Origin of the sequence: Jezberella montanilacus, assembly GCF_003003055.1 — a bacterium.
Classification (GTDB): Bacteria; Pseudomonadota; Gammaproteobacteria; order Burkholderiales; family Burkholderiaceae_B; genus Zwartia; species Zwartia montanilacus.
In genome coordinates this window covers 309534-330931 of sequence record NZ_PVTV01000012.1, presented here as the reverse complement: position 1 = coordinate 330931, position 21398 = coordinate 309534, and the positions used below count along the sequence as shown (strand labels likewise).

The window sequence follows — 21398 nt, the reverse complement described above, 5'->3', positions numbered from 1 at the left end:
AAAAGCTTCAATTAGATCACTGCTACTAATTGTGCCAGTTGTTATTTTTATAATTCAATATTGTTTTATAAAAAAAATATATCCACTCTATTTAGATTCAGATCCAGCTTACCAGTATTTATTAAATGGCTTGCTGATACTAAATGGCCACTCGCCCTACCATATTGATCATCCAGGCACGCCCGTTCAGACGCTAATTGCTGGCGTTTTATACGTCAGCTGGTCAATTGCCAAGCTAATGGGTTGGTCTAACGATGCACTGGATATCTCTGTGGGGAGTCATCCAGAGCGCTATTTACAAATTATCTCTTACGTCTTGGTGGTGCTGAACTGCACCGCGTCTTATATTCTCGGTGACCGGGTGCTTAAAAGCACAAATCGGATGGGCCTTGGGATTTTTGTTCAGGCATGCGCGGTCGCTTTTGGCGTTGTATTCGCAAGAATGGCCTACCCTGAGCCAGAAAGCCTGTTGATGTTTGGCTCCATGCTGCTAGTCGCGGTGCTTGCCCCCTCAATTTTTAGCAAAGACGCCAACAGTAAAAAAGATAGCGTTACCCCCATTTTGACGGGATTGCTCTGCGGCTTTGGGGTTGCAGTCAAGCTGACGTTTATCCCGATGGTTGCCTTAGTGTTGTTACTCAAATCGCCTAGAGCGATCCTGTTGAGTTTTGGTGCCGCGCTCGTGTCGTGGTTTTTTTGCGTGCTGCCCATGATCAAAGCACTGCCGCGATTTTTTAACTGGGTGGGTGGTATTGCAACCCACTCTGGTCATTATGGATCGGGTAAAGCTGAGTTTATCGACCTCAGCACAATACGACCCGCGCTTCGCTCACTTACAAATGTCTTTGACCTATGGTTTTTGGTTGCTCTATGTTTGGGTGGTGTGGTGCTGGGCATTTTATTGTTGAGATTGGTCAAGAAAAGCAGCTCAATCAGGGCAAACTCGTCCAACACACTCTTGAACCTCATCTACACCCCAAGCGTATTGCTAATCGTCATGCTTGGGCAGACGATGCTCGTGCTCAAGCATCCCGGGGCGCACTACATGGTGCCTGCGCTCATCATTGAAGCAACTGGGGCGGCGTGGATGCTGAACAGCCTATTTAAACTAAGCCTGGGAGCGAAGCTGCAACGAATAGCCTTTTCGTTACTTAGTGTTGTCGGGGTCTTATTAATGTTGGGTGCCGCGAATAGCTCTTACAAGCAACTTGCAGAAGAGCGCGAGCTGTTTAAGTCGGACATGGTTCAAGTGCAGACGGCTATCGCCAAGTTTGACAACCCAATTTTGATCGGGACTTACGGCTGTCGACTACCACAGTGCGCCATGTCTTTCGGCCTGGGCTATGCACCTGCCACTGATCCGAAAGTGGGTGCTCTACTTACCAATTTTTACGACTTCAATATCTGGATTAGTAAACTCGTCATTCGCGGTCACGGTTTTTACAACCTTGATATCGTTGAACACGACCTAAGTGAAAAACGAAATGTATTGCTTGTTACCAATCAGGCATACGAGCAATTAAAAGTCTTTAAGCTTGTGCCTATTTTTATCGGTCAAGCACAATCTATTTATCAAATCACAGGCTTGAACACACAATAATATGCAAGAGACTTTTCAAACAGAAGCTAAAGCGTATCGCGAAGCACGCCAGCATGCCTGGAGCCAGAGCGCTGATCAACCAAGCCAATCCCTCGGTGGTTATTACCATCAAGCCTTGGCTAACATCTACGGGCATTTAGTAACCACGGGCGCGAGTATTTTAGAGATCGGTTGTGCGCAAGGTGATTTACTGGCTTTATTAAAGCCCGCCCTAGGGGTCGGTATTGATTTCTGTGAGTCCATCATCGATCAGGCGCGCGTTTCGCACCCAAATCTTGAATTCATTTGTGCAGATGCGCATGACTTTTCTCTTGACGGACGTAAGTTCGACTTCATCATCATCTCTGAGCTAGTCAACGATCTATGGGATGTCCAGGCTGTCTTAAGTCAGCTCAAAAAATGCTGCCATCCCAAAACGCGCGTCATTTTTAATTTCTATAGCCACCTCTGGAACATCCCACTCTCTATAGCGCGAAATATGGAGTGGGCGACACGCGTTCTGCCACAAAACTGGCTGACTACGCACGATATGAAAAATTTGCTTGAGATTGCCGGCTTTGAGCCCTTGCGACACTGGAGCGAAGTGCTTCTACCGTTTCAAGTCCCCGTGCTCACCACCCTTTGCAACCGCTATCTTGCAAAGGTTTGGCCGTTTAGGCACCTTGATCTGGCCAACTTCATTGTTGCGCGACCCTTAAGCGTAAAAAAAAATACTGAGATGTCTGTGTCAGTAGTCGTCGCTGCTCGTAATGAATCAGGTCATATTGATGAGCTTATGGCACGAATCCCTGAGATGGGTTCAGGCACTGAAATCATCTTTGTCGAGGGCAACTCCACTGACGACACTTATGCAGCAATTGAACGAGCGATCGAAAAGAACCCACAAAGAAATTGCCGCCTTCTGAAACAACCAGGTAAAGGCAAGGGGGATGCCGTTCGCACCGGATTTGAGGCTGCAACCGGCGATATCCTAATGATCTTGGATGCTGATATTACCGTGCCCCCAGAGGATTTACCTCGGTTTTATGACCTTATTGTCAACGATGAGGCTGAGTTCGTTAACGGTGTCCGACTCGTTTATCCCATGGATGCCGACGCGATGCGCTTTGCTAATTTAATCGGCAATAAGTTTTTTTCGTGGGCATTTAGCTGGTTACTGGGACAACCAATTCGCGACACGCTTTGCGGAACAAAAGTGCTGACGCGTGCCGATTATCATCGGATTGCTGCGAACCGAGCCTACTTCGGTGATTTTGATCCGTTCGGCGACTTTGACTTGTTATTTGGTGCAGCGCGTCTGAATCTTAAGATTCTTGAAGTGCCGATTCGTTACCGGGCTAGGCGCTATGGCGAGACCAATATTTCACGCTGGAAGCACGGGGTTCTGCTTCTGCGCATGGTGGTCTTCGCGGCTCGGCGGATTAAGTTTATCTAACCTAACTTAGAGACTATCTTTTAAGGATCCTTTTCAAGGTGTTCTTCGCTTTGAGTCGGTAAAGGCTGAACAACTGACTGAAATTGTTTTTGTATGGCACGCAGTCGCTGCGCCAAGAAAACGGCATGTCTTCGAAGCATTGATAGTCTTGCAGGGGAAACGGATCGCTACCGACCCAGCTCTTTCTCATTGCGACCCAGTGCTCGTCAAATTCGTCCTTGGGTCCATGCGAGCTTCCCTCGCCCCAGCCGATATCTAGAGATCGGCTGCAATAAGGCATCACAACAAAACCCTCGCGCGTCCATTCTTCGATTAGGTAGTCAAAGTGTTGATCGACGCCAGGGATCCAATATTTTTGTACCGCTTCCCATTGCTTTCGGCTGATAGACCATCCTTTGCCGACACCATAGCGAAACTGACCGTACGACCACAGCAGACTTTCACTGTATCCTTCTTTAGAAAATGCGTTTATTCCCTTGAATTTCGGATCATCACGATATCGCTCATGCATGACATTACAGAAATGCAGGAAATCAAAGCCGAGCAAAATATCATCTTCTAAGATTAGTGCGTATTCACAAGCCGGTTCAGCGAAGGCCGATTCAAGCCCCTTCCTCACATTGCTATTGATACGATATTTGACGCTCGTGCATTCCGGATACTGAGTTAAGTGATGTGTGGTTTCTATCCATGAAATATCGTTAACTAGCTTGGTCACCTCTTCAGAGCCAATCTGCTGCACAACAAGAAGGTTGCACTGATCAACAGTCTTCGCTCTTTTTAACGCCTCGAGCGTTTGCTGTGTTTTATCCGCCCTGTTGTAGACGATTAGAACCACAGTCATTTTTTTTTTAGACATCAAATTGATTCACACCTATTTTTCAGCCACACGTGGGTGTGGAGATTGCTCCAGATCGTCAATATACGTTTTAAACTCTAGCGGTCAAACGAGATATTTAACTTATTTAAATCACTTGGGTATCGATCCTACATCATCAAGAAAAACTTACTCGAAGAGTTTAGTCTGATGAGTGAATCTACAATTGAAACGAATTTTTTCTTTCTGAATATTGACCATCACGCAGACTTAATCGACCGAGTTTCATCGTAGCCTCGAACAAGTAAAATTGGCCCATTGAGCTCAACTGGTGTTTCAGTGGTATCGCCACTCACACTTTACGAGTCTTCATCTTTTTGATCGTAGTATTCAACCGTTTGATCAAATTCTATATAGCTTGACGCAAAAGCTGTATACCCAGTTGCTGCACGAAAATACTCGGCTAAATTTCTCCCGATAAAACCGTCAGCGCCTGTTATTCACAAATTAATCATAGAAAATATTCAGCGTATATTTCATGCCAGGATAGGATGTCAGCAGGTTTGGCTTGAAAGAATCTGATATTTTGATCTTTTGTTTCAATCAAACAGTCAAGTGACTCTGTTGTTAACTCACATTGGTATAGTAGCGAAATGAAGTGAGAACGATTTGTTTTTTCTTCAGCAATAATTTCATTAATAGCAAGAGGTCCTTTGAAACTAGTTACCTCCGCATTGAGTTCCGTTAATGCGACTTTTATTATTCGAGTTTCAATTTTCTCTTTTAGTCGGATTATCCCTCCTGGGACATGCCATCCCTTACCACTGTGCTCGTCATCGCGCCAAGTCATTAATACACCGTGCTCGGGATGTCGAATTAACAGATCTACATTTACATAAGGAGTTAGTCGTCCCACAAAATAGAACAGATCATCGACCAGACCATCCCTAGGGTCTGAAATTTTGTTTTCAATCGATCTTATGTGGTCAATGATCATTCAGCAATCTAATCACTTTTGGCGCTGACTTGCTGCCGACGTCGTTTAGAGTCTTTGACTGAGCCAATTTCAGCCATTCGGCTCTGTTGTAACCCATATTGTATTCAGGCAATTTAAGTGATGTACATTTTGTGCACAACTCGACTTTAGACTTCGCCGACGCGATTTCGCTGAGGCTAGCATTCAAAAAATTCTGAGCAACAACATTTTCACCACGTTCAAATACAGTACAACATACTGGCACCGTTAAATCCGCATTGATATTGATTTGATTTTCGCGAAAAGGACATTCCGTCGAAGCTGTTGCTCCGATTGAAGAAACGGCAATACCCTCATCAATTGTGACTAAAAGATTGCTTTCCAATCTCTTAGTTTGAAAATCTGGCGCTCCCTCGAGGTGAGATAGGACCCTTTCCAATGGCATCACGAGCGCATATGTTTCTGAGAAAATGAAGTTAAGCTCTTGGGCCAGTTCTTTAAATTTAAGAAGATTTTGGCCCGAGTTATCCCTGTACAGATGGTAATTGATATCGACGACTGTGTTAGACGAATATTTGTCTAACAGATATCTCAATCGGTACAGATTTGACTTAACAAGATTAATGTCCCCACCTGCGTGAGTATTATTGTAGGCAGTCGGATAATAGCCAGACACTGAAATTTTTAAATAGTCTGGGGACATCGATATTAGACGTTCTATTCGATCTTCAAATTTTATCGATAAATTACTTGATAAAGCTACAGCAACATTTTTAGCGTGCACATACTCCACAATTTCAGCGACATGCGGATGGATTAGTGGTTCGCCCCAGCTGTATAAACTGATGTGCGATATAGAGGGTGCATCCGCGAGTATCTTGTCAAAAACCTCTTTAAACGTCTCTAGTGACATTGAACCGCGCGGGACGTCATGGTCTTCAATGCTGTGGGGGCAGGAAGCGCACCTCAAATTACAGGAGCTCAAAATATCTACTGTGAAGTAAGGGTTCTCATTGTCTCTGAAGCTAATTACTTCGACTACACCATCCAGCCCCAGTTTATCGATGATGCGTTTTATCTCTTCTTCTTTCAATGATACTGCTACAAGAATAACGTACTGAGCGTTGGAATCTAGTTTTTCTTTGACATCGGTTGGTACAACTACTTCTAAATTTAGTACCTTATTGTTTTGAAATGCGAGGTCTGAATCAATGAAAAATTCGATGGGTATATTGTGGGCTGCCAAGAAACGGTGCGCCCCAATCCCCGTCATTCGTGCACCCCAAATGATCACTTTTTTATTCTTTAATTTGGGTAGAATTTGATGCTTATTACTCACTATATGGATCCCAAATAAGATATGGACTATGACGCCAAAGTTACCGATTAATTCCTACTTCCATTTCTCGCGCAGTGCTTTTAACTCACCCGACCCCATGCATTGCGTGTAGTATTTGATCAACTTATCTATTGACACGTCCATGGGTTCAAACTGCACATGACCTACTTCCTTAAAGTACTTATCGGGGCACCCCGAGTACTCAGGATTTCTCCCGGGTGTTCGGACAATAACTTCTGACTCAACACTCAGTTTACGATGGATCAACTCGGCTATGTCTAACAAAGAGTCTGAAGCACTTCTGCAAAAGTTATAACTTTTCGAGTGTAAAGGTAACTTTGGCAATATGAGGGCTATAGCCTTCGCAAGATCATCCACATAGATATAATTAAAGAGCATGTCGCGGTTAACTGATATTGGTAAACCACACAGGACTCTGCATATATTGTTGGATATGAATCGACGATTGATATCTTCGTGCGGACCAAATATACCAAACACCCTTAAATTCAAAACGTTAGAGTTGCGACCGTTTTCAATCTCTCGCGCGATTAGGTATTTAGCAAGCCCATAGGTATCTATCGGCACGCTGATACCCAACCGTTCTTCGGTCATATTAGGGGTGTAACATCGCTTATCGTATTCTGCGCCAGATCCCAGTGTGATCAACTGACCAAAAGAAGCCTTTTGATTGTAGATGTTGAAAAACATCGCAAGCGTCTTTTCAACTGAGGTAATATCGACAGCACAATGAATAACAAATTCGGGCAAGTGTGCCCCAAGATAATCAGTGCAGGCCGCATCGTCCAACAAATTTAGTTCATGCCTAGTCGGAGCCAAAACATCATAATCTGTTGTTTTTAAAAAAAACTCTTTTAAGTTTTTCCCGATAAAACCGTTAGCTCCGAGTATTAATAGCCTTGCCATCGACCTAACGCTCAACCGACTGGAAGTTAATCACTTGGTCAACCGTTTTTAGCCAACGATTAGAAGCCAGATCTCCCATCTCTTTTTGGGCGCTAATTGACCGAATAACCTTGTCCAAATGCGGATCAAGGTTTTCTTCTACGCAAACCATCGGGGCCGAACAAGAGCCGCAGAAGTTTACGCACTTCCGCTTACCCGCAATCATCGCAACTTGCAGTTCTTTTAGAAGTGCACCCGTCCATATCTCTGAAACCGATTGTTCGCTCACATTGCCAATCACCACTTTTCTCGGCCAATCTAATGTGCAAGGACTTACAGTGCCATCACAATTGAAATGCATATACATGAATATGAAAGGGCAAACTTCTTTCCAAGCTTTTATTTCCTGATCGTACATGCCTCTGTCAGAGACTTCATTTTGTTTGTCAAGCTGGGTTTCTGCCCATTGTGGGACAACTTTTTCGATGAAAATCTCATCGCAGATAGGACTAAAAGTATCCAAGAAATACTTGCGCTCTTGTTCTGAGAGTAAAAATATTTCTGTAGACTCTTTTTTCAACGCATGCGCTTGATCTGCAATTTTCACGTATATTTTCAGATCGCTATTTGCTCTCTGTTTTTGTTCATATAAGTCTCTAACGCCATCAATTATTTCCTGAAAATTTTGACGAACACCTGCGACTTGGTAATACCGCTCATCCGTCAAGCCTTCCAATGAAATATTGATGCGCTGCAATCCAGCACTAATCAAGCCCGAATTGATTTCAGGAGTTAGCTTAGATCCATTGGTAAAGACTTCGATGATGTCCGCAGAGTCACTCGCCCGCGCGTAAGCGATCATGTCAACAAAATTAGGATTCAGCGATGGTTCACCGTGGTTGCCTATTTTTATTTTCTTTATCTTGTCAGGGAAGGCATCAAAATCATCGACTATTTTTTTAAATAGCTCAAGACTCATAAAGCCGCGTTTGAGGCCAGCCTTCTTCATTCCGACTGTGTCGGCTTGAAAACAAAAACTGCATTTATAGTTACAAACGCTAGAGATATCAATATGCGCTGATATAGGTGTCGCAATTGGCAAAAGATCTTCCAATGGTCGCTTATTAGCAGAATGAATACGCGGCTGTAGCACAGCAAGTTGCTGTTCGCTCATGTTCTTACTCCAACTTGTTATTACTGTTAAACAGTGAGTTTTTTATCTTCAAAAAATATCACTTCACAACTTAAATTGTTATCGACGATAAAAGTCTCTATGTGCTTTGCAAAGTTCCCAGGCAGCATGACGATTAACAAGTCACACCCATTTTTTATCAACTCCGCAGGGCTTACTATCCTCTTTCGCAGCAAAGGTGTGAAATTGCCTTGTTTGAAAGTTGCAGAGTCTACGATGAAATCAATTTCTATTAAATCTGAAATAGCCATCAGTGCCAGCGCACGATGGCCAGCGCCCCAAACAGCGATAGTTTTACCAGCTTCCTTTGCTCGGACGACACACTGTTTAAGCGACCGACTTATCTCATCAACAATTTTTATGCTGTCAGTGAGGCACAGAGGCTTTCTCTTGGCTGCAATCAAGACAAGATCATTATCATTATTTTTCTGATATTGATCGATCACCACTAATCCGCTTATCTCGCAGGCAAGCCGCAAAGTATCCCGAGTGAAATAAACCAAATGATCAGCAACAAACTCGTATAAACAGGACTTTCTTAGCAAATACTCAAGGTTTGGGACCGATAAATATAATATCCCGTCGTCTTCTAATAAGCTCGCTAGTGTTTTCAGAAAAGTGCCTGTTTGCGGCTGATGCTCTAAGTAATTGTTACAAACAACGAGAGCGAACTTACCCAATGGCTGGTTATCTAAGAGATATCCTTTTTGTACATTAAGTGATTTGGCTTGACCTGAGTGAACATTAGTCTGCGAGTGCTCCAACCCTATAGCTACAAGCCCTAAATGTTTAAGGACTTCCAGAAAATCACCTGTTCCTGAACCTATTTCAATAGCAGGTTTCCCTTGGAGGCTGTGTTTTGTAATGATCGGTTGCCATTCTTGCTTCAATTGATCCTTGGATTTAGGCGAAAGCGCGGCAGCAGTAATAACGTCTTGGTAATAATCAACCGGTGCATTTGTTAACTGCACTAGTCCGCAATCGATACACTGCACCACTTCAAGACTCACTGATTTGTCCGCATCTACGTTGGACAGATCTGGCAAAAAGTACTGAGCCCCTCGCGGGAACCCAGACAGAGAAGACAAAAGCTCCAGCCGTTTACCGAGGCAAACCCTGCACACCCGCTTCGCGATTTCTAATTGAGGCAACAAATTCACCTTACTGGCTTAAGAGTTTCCAGCGCTTATCGAGCATCTCAATTCTTTTGTCATCTTCATTGGTAATGATGGAGTAGTACTCACGCTTGTTGAGCAACCAAAGCAACTCGAAATGGACCGCATTGAGCAAACCTTGTTTCAGAGCTGGCTTATCGAGCGCAGAGCCGGAAAAAATTATTTTTCTAGTTTCAAAGCGAGATAGGTGAGCATCCTTAATCGATTTGAGAACATCAACTGCATCTATCGAAATACCACCTCCGACAACAAAGTCTAAACCATGAGCTTTGCAATCTAAAGCAACTTTTCGGCAGGCAGCAAGGACCTCAGGCGAATTAACGGAATCACGTGGCATTGCAAGAGAGCCCACATAATCCACACGACCAAACACTAGGCCCTGAATTCCATTCTCAGACGCGGCTAATTCGGCCATTTCAGCTGAATGTTGGAACCCAGAATCGGTTTCAATATTTACCAAAAACCCAATGTCACCTCTTTCATCAGGGGTAAAAACCTTGTTCTTCGCTTCTATATATTTTTGTAACGCGTACGGAGTCTCTACCATTGGAGCAATAATATATTCGACACCAAACTGTTTCGCCTCGATCAAGTCTCGTATCGCCTCACAGCCACCAATTTTTAAGCCTATTTTTACATCAGCCCTGCGTGCAATCTCTAGCAATCGTAGTAATTCTTCAGTCCGTGTACCTTCAGCTTCAAATTCAGCTTTTACCGCAACAGCTTCGGAATTTTCAGCCATATCCTTTAGGATGCTGAGCATTTTTCTTTCAGTGCTATTCATTGAATAATCTCGTTAGTTCATGGTAATGGTTAAACTGCAGACTGGTTTTTCGCTCATCTACCCCGTCATCATAGCCCGATCGGTGATGAAAAAAAGCCACCTTGGAACGCAGAGCGGCTTCTTGATCATTTTTGCTATCACCAATCATAATAGCCTCACTGGACGAAACATCCGCGAGTGCCAAGATTTTTAGGATACCCTCTGGATCAGGTTTTGTAGCGGTAACGTCGGATGCCCCTATCACCATATCGAAGTTATCACTTAAACCGTGATGGTTAAGTACCTTTTCTATCAGGAAAGTTGGCTTGTTTGAACAGATAGCAACCGCTCGATTCGCTCGTTGTAAAGTCTCAATAAACTCCCTTGCCCCGACATACACGCTCTCAGTATCTAGTGGGTGCTCCCTGTATCGCAGTCTAAACTGGCTCAATACAGTTTCAACAGGCTCTTCGCGCGACACGAATTGTTCAATTAACTGCCCACCGCCATTACTCAGATAGGGGTACACCTCATCAGTCGCAAGCGTTGGCAATTGACGCTCTGCTCGTAGCTGATTCAGAATTCCGATCACAGTCGAGCTTGAGTCAACCAGCGTTCCATCCAAGTCGAATATGAATAGTTGTTTTGACATCACGTTATCCACCTAGCGATGCGCCTTACGACAGTCTATTCTGACTTAGTTCAGTTTCCGATAGAAACGGCGCCATATCATCCAGTTCTGGTGAGGACATAGTGCCGTCTGCGTTGATACGGGAGGCCAATTTTGGTTCGAAGGCTTGTGCCGGATCTACAAATACCTCGATCAGCATCGGTTTCAGACTATTAAACTCGTCACTTTTAAGGAAATCCTCAAGTTCGATAATATTATTAATTGACTGATAGGCGAGCCCAAAACCAATCGCAACATTTCTAAATGATGGCAGAGACAGCCCATTTGAAGCATCCGTTCCAAATTTGTTGTCAGAAAAATAAGCCTGCTGCGTCATTTTTATGGATAGGTAGCCGTCATTGTTTAATAGGAAGATCTTGACGGGTAGTTGCTTACCAACTAACGTTTGTAACTCTTGCAGATTCATCATGATGCTACCGTCGCCAGCAATACATATGACAGCGCGTTCACGCTTGAGTGCTAATGCAGCGCCAATTGCAGCAGGCAGCTCATATCCCATAGATGCGCAGCCAGAGTTTGTAAAAATTCTTTGCCCATTCTTGGTTTCAAACGCCTGAAAAGTCATCACGCAAGCGGCACCGTTACCTGCTACGACAGTAGCGTCCGAGGACAATCCCCTGGAGAGCGCATAAAGAAAAATATAAGGATTTAACGGACCATTTGAGTGGACCGTGTCTTTCACAACTGGGTATCGTTGTACTTTGGTGCGACACCAGTCCCTATATTCCCTATGAAGCTCAGGGGATTTGTCAGGAATAGTTTTGAGCGCGTAATCTAGGAAGTGTTTAACGTCCGTCTTAATTTTCAAATCGATTGTAAGGGTGGGCTTGTCTAGTTCCGCTTGGTCAATGTCGACCATTACTTTGAAAGCGTTCTTGGCGAAGTTACGCCATCCATAGCTGATTTGCCGGATATTCAAGCGACAACCCAAAATCAGTATGAAATCGGCGTTTTGAACAGCAAAATTACCTGCTCTATCACCGACGGTACCAGGTCTTCCTGCAAAGTTCTTATGGTCTGAAGGGATTAAATCCATCGCGTTCCAACCCGGCACAACAGGCAAGTCGACCCTATTAATTAACCGACTAAATTCTGCTCTTGCACTGCTCATAACGCCGGTACCAACGAATATGAGTGGTCTCTTAGCTTCCGAGAGCTTTTCAATAGCTTGCCTGAACTGATCTTGTGGTTCGTCAAACCTGGCTTTAGCCTGCTGCAGCTCTAGGATGGTGTTAGGTGTACATCCTTCATCACGAAGCAAATCATCTATAACTGCATCAAAGTCCAAGCTGTATTCCTTACGAGCTGCAATCTGACTATCAGGCAACCGTGCTGCCTGAATATCAATAGGTATATCGAGCCAGACTGGGCCCGGTCGCCCAAAAGTCATCAGAAAAATTGCCCGGTCAATGGCATCAAAGACGTCGGCGCTCGTGTTTACTGCTCTGACATACTTGACTATGGGTCGAATCATAGAGGTGATATCAACTTCCTGATCGCCCAATTGTCTAAGTGGCACTTGCGGGTACGTAGCTGCGAGTGTTTCAACTTTAACTTGACCTGATGCAACGAACATAGGCACCGAGTCAACATATGCTCCATAAACCCCAACCAAAGCATTTAACGCGCCAGGGCCTGTCGTGACATTGAGTATGCATGGCTTCTGTATTGCTCGGGCATATCCCTCGGCAGCAATTGCTGCGGCTTGCTCGTGATGAAAACAATGCACTTCAAGCTGAGGATGCCGAGCGAATGCATCATTCAAGTGCATCGCACCACCACCAGTGACTAAATAAACACTGGATAGGCCGTGATGCGATAACTTGGCTGCAAGATAGTCAGATACTTTCAATTGGTGTGCTCGGCGCAATAGAAAATTAAATATAATACAGTGTTGATTTTCCTCGAATCTAGTCTCTAGCTTTAAAACCCGAGTCCAAGATACGTCTCGATACTCGTTGCAACATACTCGAGCATGTCTTTAGTCAACGAAGGTTGCACTCCTATCCAAAATGTGTTGTTCATCACGATATCGGTATTGGTTAAATCACCGCTGATTCTATATTCGAGATCAACCATGTACGGTTGACGCGTGAGATTGCCAGCAAACAACAATCGCGTGCCAATTTTCTTTTGATCGAGATAAGTCAAAAGATCTAAGCGCGTGACAGGTGCGTTGGCTTTCAAAGTTATTGGAAATCCGAACCATGACGGCTGTGAATTTCTGGTGGCTACAGGCAGTTGTAAAAACTCTGCGCAAGACTGCAAGCGTTCAAATAAAAACGAGAAATTTTCTATCCTAGCTTGAACGAATGATGGGAGTTTATCCAGTTGGGCTAAAGCACAGGCAGCTTGCATATCTGTAATTTTTAAGTTGTAGCCTAGGTGACTGTACGTGTATTTGTGGTCGTAACCCTCTGGCAAGTCACCTAATTTCCAGCAGAAGCGCCTACCACAAGTATTGTCCTTCCCTGGCGCGCAATAACAATCACGCCCCCAGTCCCTAAAACTTTCTGCTATTACCTTGAGTTCAGTGTTGTTGGTAAAAACCGCACCGCCTTCACCCATGGTGATATGGTGCGCAGGATAAAAGCTCAATGTGCCAATATCCCCGAAGGTCCCAACCTTCTGCCCCCCATACGTGGAGCCAAGTGCGTCGCAGCAGTCCTCAATTAGCCAAAGGCCATATTTCTGGCAAATAGCTAAGACCTCCGCAACGTCAAAGGGGTTTCCAAGTGAGTGCGCAAGCATAATAGCTTTTGTCTTGGATGTGATCGCTGCTTCAATTTTGCTTACATCAATGTTGTGTGTAAACGGATCAACGTCTACAAAAACTGGTATCGCTCCAAATTGAATAATTGGGTTAACGGTTGTTGGGAAGCCCGCGGCAACCCCGATGACCTCATCACCTCTCTTGATGGCACGGTGACCCAACTTAGGGGAAGTCAGAGTCGAAAAACCAATCAAATTTGCTGAGGAACCAGAATTGACTGTGAGCAGGTGCTTGACACCGATGTACGCAGCCAGTCGGTTTTGAAAAAGCTCATTAAACCGCCCTGTGGTGAGCCAACCATCTAGGGCAGCGTCAACCATATTTTTAATTTCACTGCCATCGATCAACTTTCCAGATGGTGGTATCGCGCTTGCTCCTGGGACAAAAGGCTTTTTTGCAAACTCGATAGCTGCGTATCGATCAACCAGATCTGCGATCTGTTTACGTATTTGAGTTTGTTCCGTCGTGCCGGATAGAGTAATAGGATTGTTCATCTGGATGCTTCAGTGGTGTGTGTACCTAATTGCTTGAGTGGCTCAATCTGTATTCAGCAATTTGGGAATTACTGAACTCCCTCATATTTTTGCTGGCACTCGCAGCAAGATGCCATTCGACGGTCTTTTGCAAAGCAATTTCAAGGGGATACTGTGGGCGCCAATCAAGTTGGGAGTGCGCTTTAGAGCAATCCAGTTTGAGAAAGCGAGCCTCATGCGCATGTATTGCCTCGTCATAACGCCACTTAGCCGAAGGTCCCCAGGCAGATGCGAGAGACGAAATTACATCCACCACCCGCTTTTCGTTTTCTGGATCTGGGCCAAAGTTCCAAGCACCATTATAGGTCACTCCAGATTTGAACAGTTTTTTCGCAAGCACCAAATAGCCAGCAAGTGGATCAAGTACATGCTGCCACGGCCTGATTGCGTTTGGGTTCCGAATTGATAGGTATTGTCCGGTTTGAAAGGCGGCAAGAGCATCTGGAACAAGACGATCAACCGACCAGTCACCACCGCCTATGACATTCCCGGCCCTAGCTGTGGCAATAGCCACACCATGGGCGGGATATGTATCCCGCGAAAAAAAAGAACGTTGATAGGCCGAAACTACGATTTCTGCACAACCTTTACTACTGCTATAAGGATCGTGGCCGCCCATAGGATCGTCTTCGCTGAAAGCGACTGATTGCTCGGTATTTTCGTAGCACTTATCTGTCGTGACAATGATTGCTGCTCGGATTGTGCGGATCTGACGCATTGCTTCAAGCAGATTGACCGTCCCCATTACATTAGTTTGGTAAGTTTCAACTGGGTGAACATAAGAATGCCGGACTAAAGGTTGCGCAGCTAAATGGAACACTATGTCAGGCGCAGCATCCTTCATTGCCCGTTCTAGTTGTTGATATTCACGAATATCACCAAATAAGGAGCATTCAGCGACATCCTGAACACCGCAAACAGCAAACATGGAAGGTTTAGTATTTGGCGGGAGCGAATAACCCGTAACCTTCGCACCCATTAAAGTGAGCCATAAGGTCAGCCAGCCCCCTTTAAATCCCGAATGGCCGGTTAAAAATACTTTCTTACCCCGCCAGAAAGGGTCGTCAGGTAAGGCACTTGACTCCATTGTTACCAAACCTTCCAGGGAGCGTCACCAGAAGCCCAAAGCGCATCCAAATGCCTTTTATCCCTCAATGTATCCATCGGCTGCCAGAATTCTTTGTGAAAATAACATTGCAACTGACCTGATTTTGCTAAAGTCTGAAGCGGCTTATCTTCCCACAGGGTCGTATCATCCTCTAGCAAATCAAGCACTTTCGTATTTAGTACAAAAAATCCACCATTGATCCAACCACCGTCCCCCAATGGTTTTTCAACGAAGGCACTGACTGCATTACCATCAAAACTTATGGCCCCAAACCGGCCAGGGGCTTGAACTGCAGTCATAGTCGCAAGTTTGCCGTGAGTACGGTGGAACTCCAGAAGTTTTGTGATGTCAACCGAGCCTACACCGTCGCCGTAAGTTAAACAAAAATCATCATCGAGATATTCTGCGATGCGCTTAATTCGCCCACCTGTTTGAGTTTCCTCTCCAGTGTCGACCAAAGTTACGCGCCAAGGCTCTGCTTTTTTATGATGAACTTCAATCGCGTTCGCCGATAAATCTATAGTGATATCAGACGAGTGAAGGAAATAGTTTGCAAAGTACTCTTTAATCACGTAGCCCTTGTAGCCACAGCAAACAATGAAATCATTGATGCCATGAGCAGAATAGATCTTCATGATGTGCCAGAGTATTGGTTTCCCGCCAATTTCTATCATCGGCTTAGGCCTCGAACCCGTTTCTTCAGAAATACGTGTGCCCAACCCACCCGCTAACAAAACTAATTTCATCTTATAGGTTCTCTATCAGCATTTTGCCAGTTGGTCGGGTGTAATCGCCCCATCATGACTATGGTCCCTGCCCATAGGAGTTTAATGCAACTTTGTTTTTCCTACGGACCTCGACACCGATTGTGCAATCAAATCAAGATTTTCAAGCAAATAAGCCGGAAATGATATCACCTCGGCTGTCAGCGAATCTTGGGGGTAACCGTTTAAGTTCTTTGAATTTTAATATTTGGATAGAAGCTTGTCGCTCAACATCCTCAACCATCGCCCAGCGTAATAAAAATAGATCTTTTTTAATGCAATCCACGCCCCCTCTTTTTTGAGAATATTTTTTAAATCACTTACCACTCTGAACTGATCGCTTCGACGAAGAACGACTTTAATTTTTGACTCTGGTTCTTCAATATTTCTGTTTGCGGCATCCTCTATACATATTTTAGCCATTCTCTTAAAAACATTAAATTTAGTCAAAATAAGGTTTTTTGCTTTGACGATCTCTACCAACTTCTCGGCATATTGATCACGAGCTAGAATATCTTCTATTATCCGTATCGACCCGTTTAGATCCGCAATATCTATAATCGCTAATGATTGAGAATCAAAATAATTAGTAACGTTGGGTGCTCCATAATAAATCGGAAAAGACAACCCCAAGAATGCATCATATAGCTTTTCGGTAACGACATTATTTTTAGATTGATTTTCCAAAACTATATGATATTTGTAAGGTGCAATACCATCCCATTTAGCCTCAAGAGGATTAACACCATTACCGTACCAATCTAATTTGTCGCCGAAATGTAGTTTTAGTGCTTTAACAAAATTTATTCTAAGCTGATGGTCTTCAGTCATATTTTGACTCGAACAAAATACTGAAATTAACTTTGTTTTTTGCAGACTTTTCAATTGTTCAAAATAAATCACATCTCGCTCATTTGGAAAATGGATGCTTGGACCGTGATTTGCGTTAATCATCCAAGGTAGAAATGGCAGATCATATTGAACAGTCGGCAGATATATTGCGTGGCAAGTGAATATTTTTGCAAACTGCTCAAGAAAACTCAGTTTCTTAGCGCTTTGATAATACATCTTAGGCCAAGTTGCCTCGGCAGTAACAAAATAAACATTATGTGGTGAGACTAAACAACTTTCTACCGGAGCCGACAGATCTTCGTTGCAAAACCAATAATCAGCCTCTTCGACTTTCAGATTATTGAAAAAAAATTGGCATCCATCAACACAGCTGTCTTGATTTCCAACGTACTGACTGATATCGTAAGTTGGGTGATTTCCAGGCGAAGATATTTTGATTTTTAACATTGAGCGTTTAAATTTTTAACCTTCTATTGCCTTTTTATAGATATCTAACAAAACAGTATTAGAGCGCTCGAGATTTTGTTCTGCTACTGCTTTAAGCGTATTTTGTGAATGTTGAAGTAATAACTCTGGATTTTCAATGTACGCAACGATAGCGCGCTGAAGCTCAATTTTGGAACGATCGTAATTACCAGCTTTTTTGCCTTGTTCAACAATATCGAGATATTCTTCTACGCTGTCGTATTCGACACCATAATGCCCACATTTATAAAATTCGTGCGGAAAATTGACAATTAGTCCGTTTTCAGTATTGACAATATATTTAGAGCGATGACTCGTATTGACTATAACCGCATGGCCGTATTCCATACCCTCCGTAAGATTTGCTCCTCCATCAATATGTGTTAAAAAAATAGATACATCTCCCGCTGATAGCAACTGACTTTTTATCGAAGCTTTAAGCGGTGCAGCTTGAATAAGTTTAATACTTTTAGTAGCTTTGATACGCCTGAGATACTCCTCTGGAATATTTGGACAAGCAAGCGTTAGTGTGGCGCCATTCAAGTGATTTATGGCCAACCATGCATCTATCAAAATATCGACAGCTTTAATCTCATGATCACTTGCTAGACATAGAAAATTAACTGGTTCGCTTACCTTTTTATTATTATCACACCTATTTGCTAAAACATCGACCGTTGGGATAAATCGGCGTTGTGAAAAAAATAGCATTTTACATTCATGATCATTACCAAAATAATATCTGAACTGATCTTCTAGGCCATCTGGTGCAAGCAAAAATCCTTTAAAGTTATTAGACGCGATCGTTTCTTGTATATCCGGGATTCGATTTATTAATTCTGATGGTTTAGTTGCACCAAACATATGACCAATTGTTAAGATGTGATCGTTTGGTTCAATAAGATAAGGTTTAACAACCTTTTCTGGCATTTGCAAAAAGTGAGCAAGGGCAGCGTCCTCATAATTTTTCCATTGAACCGGTGCCGAGTGATCGTAAAACCGTTCTCGTATGTGAGGATGGGTATACCTACTATAATAATGATAATAAACACTCGGCTCTGTCTTGTTGAAGCTCCGCTTGAGCCTTTGGTTCGTTGTGGACGCCCAATCTAGGACTGCACCAAGATTGGATTTGTCTAAAATTTTGTTTCGAAACTTCCTAGCTACCAGAAGCTGGATAGACATTTTTTGAGTGCTTTTTGATCGTCGAACAAGGTTAATAGAAACGTATTAATACTCTCCGCCTCTGAGCGGTTATGTTTTTACCCAATAATCTCGGCGTATGATCCCACTCGCTCAATCTGACCATGTGCTAATTCAACGACTGAAACGCATTTTTTTAGCGTTGTAACCCGATGCGCGACCATCAATATAGTCAGGTCCTTCGAAAGCCCTTCAATGGCATCCATTACCGCGCTCTCTGTCTCGTTATCAAGTGCGCTTGTTGCTTCATCAAATACAATCACGTCTGCCTGTTTATATAAAGCTCTCGCAATTCCGATTCGCTGCCGTTGCCCGCCCGACAGCCTGATTCCCCTCTCGCCTACTACTGTCTTTAAACCTTGTGGCAATTTTTCTATGGTTTCAGCTAACTGAGCAAGCTCTGCCGCATGGATGACCCGACTTTCATCAATTTGATCACGCGGGACACCGAAAGCGATGTTTTCAGCAATCGTTGAATCAGCTAGAAAAATAGCCTGTGGCACGTGCGCAATATGCTTTTGCCATTCGCGATGATTGGCCTCGGTCACGCTGACGCCGTCGACCAGCAAACTCCCAGAGGTGGGAGTTAGCAATCCCATAACTATGTCTAAGAGCGTGCTTTTACCGCTACCAGTAGTGCCAATAAAACCAATCCTACCGCCTTTAGGGATGATTAAATTAAGGTCACAAAGCGCGTACCGATCGGCACCTGTGTAAGAGAAGCTCATCCCATTTAAATGTATAGCGTGTTTGAACGGCAACAACGAACCGTTGGGTTTGTCCGCATGATCCGGCTTAGGTTGAGTCAGTAAACCAAGGGCCTCTGACAAAGTCACTTGAGACCCTGTAACGCCAGACCAAGTCTGAAAGGACTGTTGCAAGATTGGCAGTAACCGCTGAGCACCGAGTGCTAGGGCCCCTAACAATGGGATTGCGTTCGACAAACCCTCGGCACGGCGAGAGAGCCCGTAGGCGAGGATAGCAACAAGCACCATCCCCAATGCCTCAATTACAAAACGAGGACTGTTTGCGATCACTTGAATATTGGCTTTTGCCCGACGCAAAGGATTATCTGCTTGTTTGTATACATCACAGTAAACTTCCTGAGCACCATCTATCAGGACATCCCTAATCCCGCCCAAACCTTCTTGCAAGGCCTTAATTACAAGAACAGACTCGCGATTAACGATCTTCCCATTTTCTTGCAGAATTGACTTAGTAAAGAATGCAACTAAACCGTAAATCAGGCCAAATCCCAAAAAACTAAGAATAGCTACGGCTGGCGCAAGCGCAATCAAAGTTGAAATGATGACCAATGCTATGAGCCCGGAGCTCGCAAGTACCATCATCGGCAGAATTGCGTTGTTAACAATCACGTCGGCTTTATTTGAAATCGAGGCGATCAGCTCGCTGCTATTTCGCCCTAAGTGCACAGCGTACGGTTGATAAAGTGTAAGACGATAGATGCTTAAACTAAGGTCTGCCCCAATGGCATAACTAATTCTGATTTGTAACCACAAAAGTAGCACTCTGACAACGCCAGCAAACAGGACAAAGAAAACAAATACGGCAGTGATAGGAAACAACAGCTCGCCAGATGCAGACAAAGATAAAGCATTGCAAACGAACCTCACGACTTCATTTTCTAGTAGTTTCTCTGGTGCAAGCAATACCCCAAGAAAAGGCACGAGTGCTCCAATGGTCAGCATCTCTGAAAATGAAGCAACAACCATCAGAACAAATACGAAGCCGAGCTGCTGTCTCCGACGCAATTCAATGTGTGGCCAGAGCTCCTTTAAAAACGAAAACCACGACTGATTTGCCTTAGCAAACACGCTCATCACGCTAACCCAATCAAATGATCTAGTGTATCTCAGGTGATAATAGGACATAAAAACTTATCCCTTAATTGCTATTGTTAACGGGAATGCCCTTTATCAAATAAAATCAAAGTGGGTTATGGCCTAACAGGCCTCGACGAATCCGTTTTAACTCATTGTCGAAATGCGTACAATAAAGGAAGATTTTGAGGAAGTACGTTTTTCAAGTCGAATATGGTGGCTTGGGTGATCATCTTTTCTACAGCCCATTACCAAGGCTACTTAAAGAATACGGGATGGCTGACCGAGTCTATCTTTCGAGCCAGAGCACGTTTCGAGGGCCGGAAACATATAAAGTAGTGTGGCAGGCGAACCCATATCTTGATGGGATTTCCGATGACCCACCAGTTCATTCTCCTCAACCAAAATCTCGCGTCAATAAGGCCGTGAATATAGCTATGGCATCTCACGGAATTGATCTACCCGATGAGATCAGTCCTGAGTTATACCTGCCAAAAATATGTAGCAAAGCATACGCCAACAAACACTTCATTGATTTGAACTACACGTCTTATGTAGGCGCGTTTACCCTTTTTGATGCGATGGCGATTCTCGACCAACATCCGGATTATTTGCTGGTAAACCCAAGCAAGCATCTGCTGAGATTTTGTAAAAACGACTGGATCCGCACCAAGTCGCTCGAAGATTATGCTTCATTGATCAACTCTTCTCTGTCATTCACCGCTCTTGCTTCAGGCGGAGCAACTCTTGCTCTGGCACTAGGACGACCGTCGACCGTTTACTATGGTTTCGGTCAAAATCAAATATTTCATCATTCAAAAAATACTAATTTGATGATTGGCGGTTCTGGCCTGTTCAGAAAGTTCTTGGCTCGCTACCTGAGTAAACGTAATGCCTGGCGCATTAGCCAATCGACGAACCGTTAACAGCGAAAGTCGCCTGAAGATATAATTAAAGCTGGCTGG

General features: G+C 43.9%; 18 protein-coding genes. 3 read left to right on the top strand and 15 right to left on the bottom strand.

The genetic code is table 11. From position 1 onward, the window contains the following. Nucleotides 1-130 precede the first annotated feature (130 nt). Both BCM14_RS07380 and BCM14_RS07375 read left to right on the top strand, forming a co-directional pair. On the top strand, nucleotides 131-1600 hold the full coding sequence (locus BCM14_RS07380; RefSeq protein ID WP_146129735.1) for a hypothetical protein: 1470 nt from the start codon (nucleotides 131-133) through the stop codon (nucleotides 1598-1600). Between the two features lies 1 nt (nucleotide 1601). Further along, a complete protein-coding gene (locus tag BCM14_RS07375) occupies nucleotides 1602-3035 on the top strand; it encodes a glycosyltransferase (RefSeq protein WP_106227350.1) in 1434 nt (477 codons plus the stop codon). 13 nt (nucleotides 3036-3048) lie between these two features. Here the strand turns inward: BCM14_RS07375 and BCM14_RS07370 are convergent, their stop codons facing one another. The 15 genes from BCM14_RS07370 to BCM14_RS07300 all read right to left on the bottom strand — a co-directional run bounded on the left by BCM14_RS07370 (nucleotide 3049) and on the right by BCM14_RS07300 (nucleotide 20433). Then, nucleotides 3049-3894 (bottom strand): glycosyltransferase family protein, encoded by an 846-nt coding sequence (locus tag BCM14_RS07370; protein WP_106227349.1) that lies wholly within the window; start codon nucleotides 3892-3894, stop codon nucleotides 3049-3051. Between the two features lie 469 nt (nucleotides 3895-4363). After that, nucleotides 4364-4849 carry an NUDIX hydrolase gene (locus tag BCM14_RS07365; RefSeq protein ID WP_106227348.1) on the bottom strand — a complete coding sequence of 162 codons (486 nt, stop codon included), beginning with the start codon at nucleotides 4847-4849 and terminating at the stop codon, nucleotides 4364-4366. Continuing rightward, nucleotides 4839-6167, bottom strand: a complete 1329-nt coding sequence (locus BCM14_RS07360; protein WP_106227347.1) for a radical SAM protein — start codon at nucleotides 6165-6167, stop codon at nucleotides 4839-4841. The genes BCM14_RS07365 and BCM14_RS07360 overlap by 11 nt, the downstream gene beginning before the upstream one ends. Before the next feature lie 54 nt (nucleotides 6168-6221). Next, nucleotides 6222-7094: an NAD-dependent epimerase/dehydratase family protein gene (locus tag BCM14_RS07355; RefSeq protein WP_106227346.1), complete on the bottom strand. Its 873-nt coding sequence runs from the start codon at nucleotides 7092-7094 to the stop codon at nucleotides 6222-6224. A 4-nt stretch (nucleotides 7095-7098) separates the two neighbouring features. Further along, nucleotides 7099-8247: a radical SAM/SPASM domain-containing protein gene (locus tag BCM14_RS07350; RefSeq protein ID WP_106227345.1), complete on the bottom strand. Its 1149-nt coding sequence runs from the start codon at nucleotides 8245-8247 to the stop codon at nucleotides 7099-7101. 26 nt (nucleotides 8248-8273) lie between these two features. Beyond that, nucleotides 8274-9275 carry a class I SAM-dependent methyltransferase gene (locus BCM14_RS07345; protein ID WP_259673482.1) on the bottom strand — a complete coding sequence of 334 codons (1002 nt, stop codon included), beginning with the start codon at nucleotides 9273-9275 and terminating at the stop codon, nucleotides 8274-8276. A gap of 151 nt (nucleotides 9276-9426) precedes the next feature. Beyond that, nucleotides 9427-10224, bottom strand: coding sequence for an aldolase/citrate lyase family protein (locus BCM14_RS07340; RefSeq protein ID WP_106227343.1), 798 nt, complete (start codon nucleotides 10222-10224; stop codon nucleotides 9427-9429). Continuing rightward, entirely contained in the window at nucleotides 10217-10855 is a 639-nt protein-coding gene (locus BCM14_RS07335) for an HAD family hydrolase (RefSeq protein ID WP_106227342.1), read from the bottom strand. Before BCM14_RS07335 ends, BCM14_RS07340 begins: the two co-directional genes overlap by 8 nt. Nucleotides 10856-10880: 25 nt before the next feature. Next, on the bottom strand, nucleotides 10881-12746 hold the full coding sequence (locus tag BCM14_RS07330) for a thiamine pyrophosphate-binding protein (RefSeq protein ID WP_146129734.1): 1866 nt from the start codon (nucleotides 12744-12746) through the stop codon (nucleotides 10881-10883). Nucleotides 12747-12817: 71 nt separating this feature from the next. Continuing rightward, a complete protein-coding gene (gene rfbH, locus BCM14_RS07325) occupies nucleotides 12818-14161 on the bottom strand; it encodes a lipopolysaccharide biosynthesis protein RfbH (protein WP_106227340.1) in 1344 nt (447 codons plus the stop codon). A 25-nt stretch (nucleotides 14162-14186) separates the two neighbouring features. Continuing rightward, nucleotides 14187-15287, bottom strand: coding sequence for a CDP-glucose 4,6-dehydratase (rfbG, locus tag BCM14_RS07320; protein WP_106227339.1), 1101 nt, complete (start codon nucleotides 15285-15287; stop codon nucleotides 14187-14189). 2 nt (nucleotides 15288-15289) lie between these two features. Beyond that, nucleotides 15290-16054, bottom strand: a complete 765-nt coding sequence (gene rfbF / locus BCM14_RS07315; protein WP_106227338.1) for a glucose-1-phosphate cytidylyltransferase — start codon at nucleotides 16052-16054, stop codon at nucleotides 15290-15292. 219 nt (nucleotides 16055-16273) lie between these two features. Beyond that, nucleotides 16274-17371, bottom strand: a complete 1098-nt coding sequence (locus BCM14_RS07310) for a glycosyltransferase family 10 domain-containing protein (RefSeq protein WP_106227337.1) — start codon at nucleotides 17369-17371, stop codon at nucleotides 16274-16276. A 15-nt stretch (nucleotides 17372-17386) separates the two neighbouring features. Continuing rightward, nucleotides 17387-18574, bottom strand: coding sequence for a glycosyltransferase family protein (locus tag BCM14_RS07305; protein WP_146129733.1), 1188 nt, complete (start codon nucleotides 18572-18574; stop codon nucleotides 17387-17389). A 77-nt stretch (nucleotides 18575-18651) separates the two neighbouring features. Next, nucleotides 18652-20433: an ABC transporter ATP-binding protein gene (locus BCM14_RS07300; RefSeq protein WP_259673480.1), complete on the bottom strand. Its 1782-nt coding sequence runs from the start codon at nucleotides 20431-20433 to the stop codon at nucleotides 18652-18654. Between the two features lie 275 nt (nucleotides 20434-20708). Between BCM14_RS07300 and BCM14_RS07295 the strand changes: the two genes are divergently transcribed. Next, nucleotides 20709-21359 carry a hypothetical protein gene (locus BCM14_RS07295; RefSeq protein WP_146129732.1) on the top strand — a complete coding sequence of 217 codons (651 nt, stop codon included), beginning with the start codon at nucleotides 20709-20711 and terminating at the stop codon, nucleotides 21357-21359. The last annotated feature ends 39 nt before the right edge of the window (nucleotides 21360-21398 follow it).

Coding starts and splice junctions, on each gene's coding strand:
- rfbH (WP_106227340.1), bottom strand. CDS start 14,161: ATGAACAATCCTATTACTCTATCCGGCACGACGGAACAAACTCAAATA.
- BCM14_RS07305 (WP_146129733.1), bottom strand. CDS start 18,574: ATGTCTATCCAGCTTCTGGTAGCTAGGAAGTTTCGAAACAAAATTTTA.
- BCM14_RS07350 (WP_106227345.1), bottom strand. CDS start 8,247: ATGAGCGAACAGCAACTTGCTGTGCTACAGCCGCGTATTCATTCTGCT.
- BCM14_RS07355 (WP_106227346.1), bottom strand. CDS start 7,094: ATGGCAAGGCTATTAATACTCGGAGCTAACGGTTTTATCGGGAAAAAC.
- BCM14_RS07310 (WP_106227337.1), bottom strand. CDS start 17,371: ATGTTAAAAATCAAAATATCTTCGCCTGGAAATCACCCAACTTACGAT.
- BCM14_RS07335 (WP_106227342.1), bottom strand. CDS start 10,855: ATGTCAAAACAACTATTCATATTCGACTTGGATGGAACGCTGGTTGAC.
- BCM14_RS07300 (WP_259673480.1), bottom strand. CDS start 20,433: ATGAGCGTGTTTGCTAAGGCAAATCAGTCGTGGTTTTCGTTTTTAAAG.
- rfbF (WP_106227338.1), bottom strand. CDS start 16,054: ATGAAATTAGTTTTGTTAGCGGGTGGGTTGGGCACACGTATTTCTGAA.
- BCM14_RS07295 (WP_146129732.1), top strand. CDS start 20,709: ATGGCTGACCGAGTCTATCTTTCGAGCCAGAGCACGTTTCGAGGGCCG.
- BCM14_RS07370 (WP_106227349.1), bottom strand. CDS start 3,894: ATGTCTAAAAAAAAAATGACTGTGGTTCTAATCGTCTACAACAGGGCG.
- rfbG (WP_106227339.1), bottom strand. CDS start 15,287: ATGGAGTCAAGTGCCTTACCTGACGACCCTTTCTGGCGGGGTAAGAAA.
- BCM14_RS07365 (WP_106227348.1), bottom strand. CDS start 4,849: ATGATCATTGACCACATAAGATCGATTGAAAACAAAATTTCAGACCCT.
- BCM14_RS07375 (WP_106227350.1), top strand. CDS start 1,602: ATGCAAGAGACTTTTCAAACAGAAGCTAAAGCGTATCGCGAAGCACGC.
- BCM14_RS07340 (WP_106227343.1), bottom strand. CDS start 10,224: ATGAATAGCACTGAAAGAAAAATGCTCAGCATCCTAAAGGATATGGCT.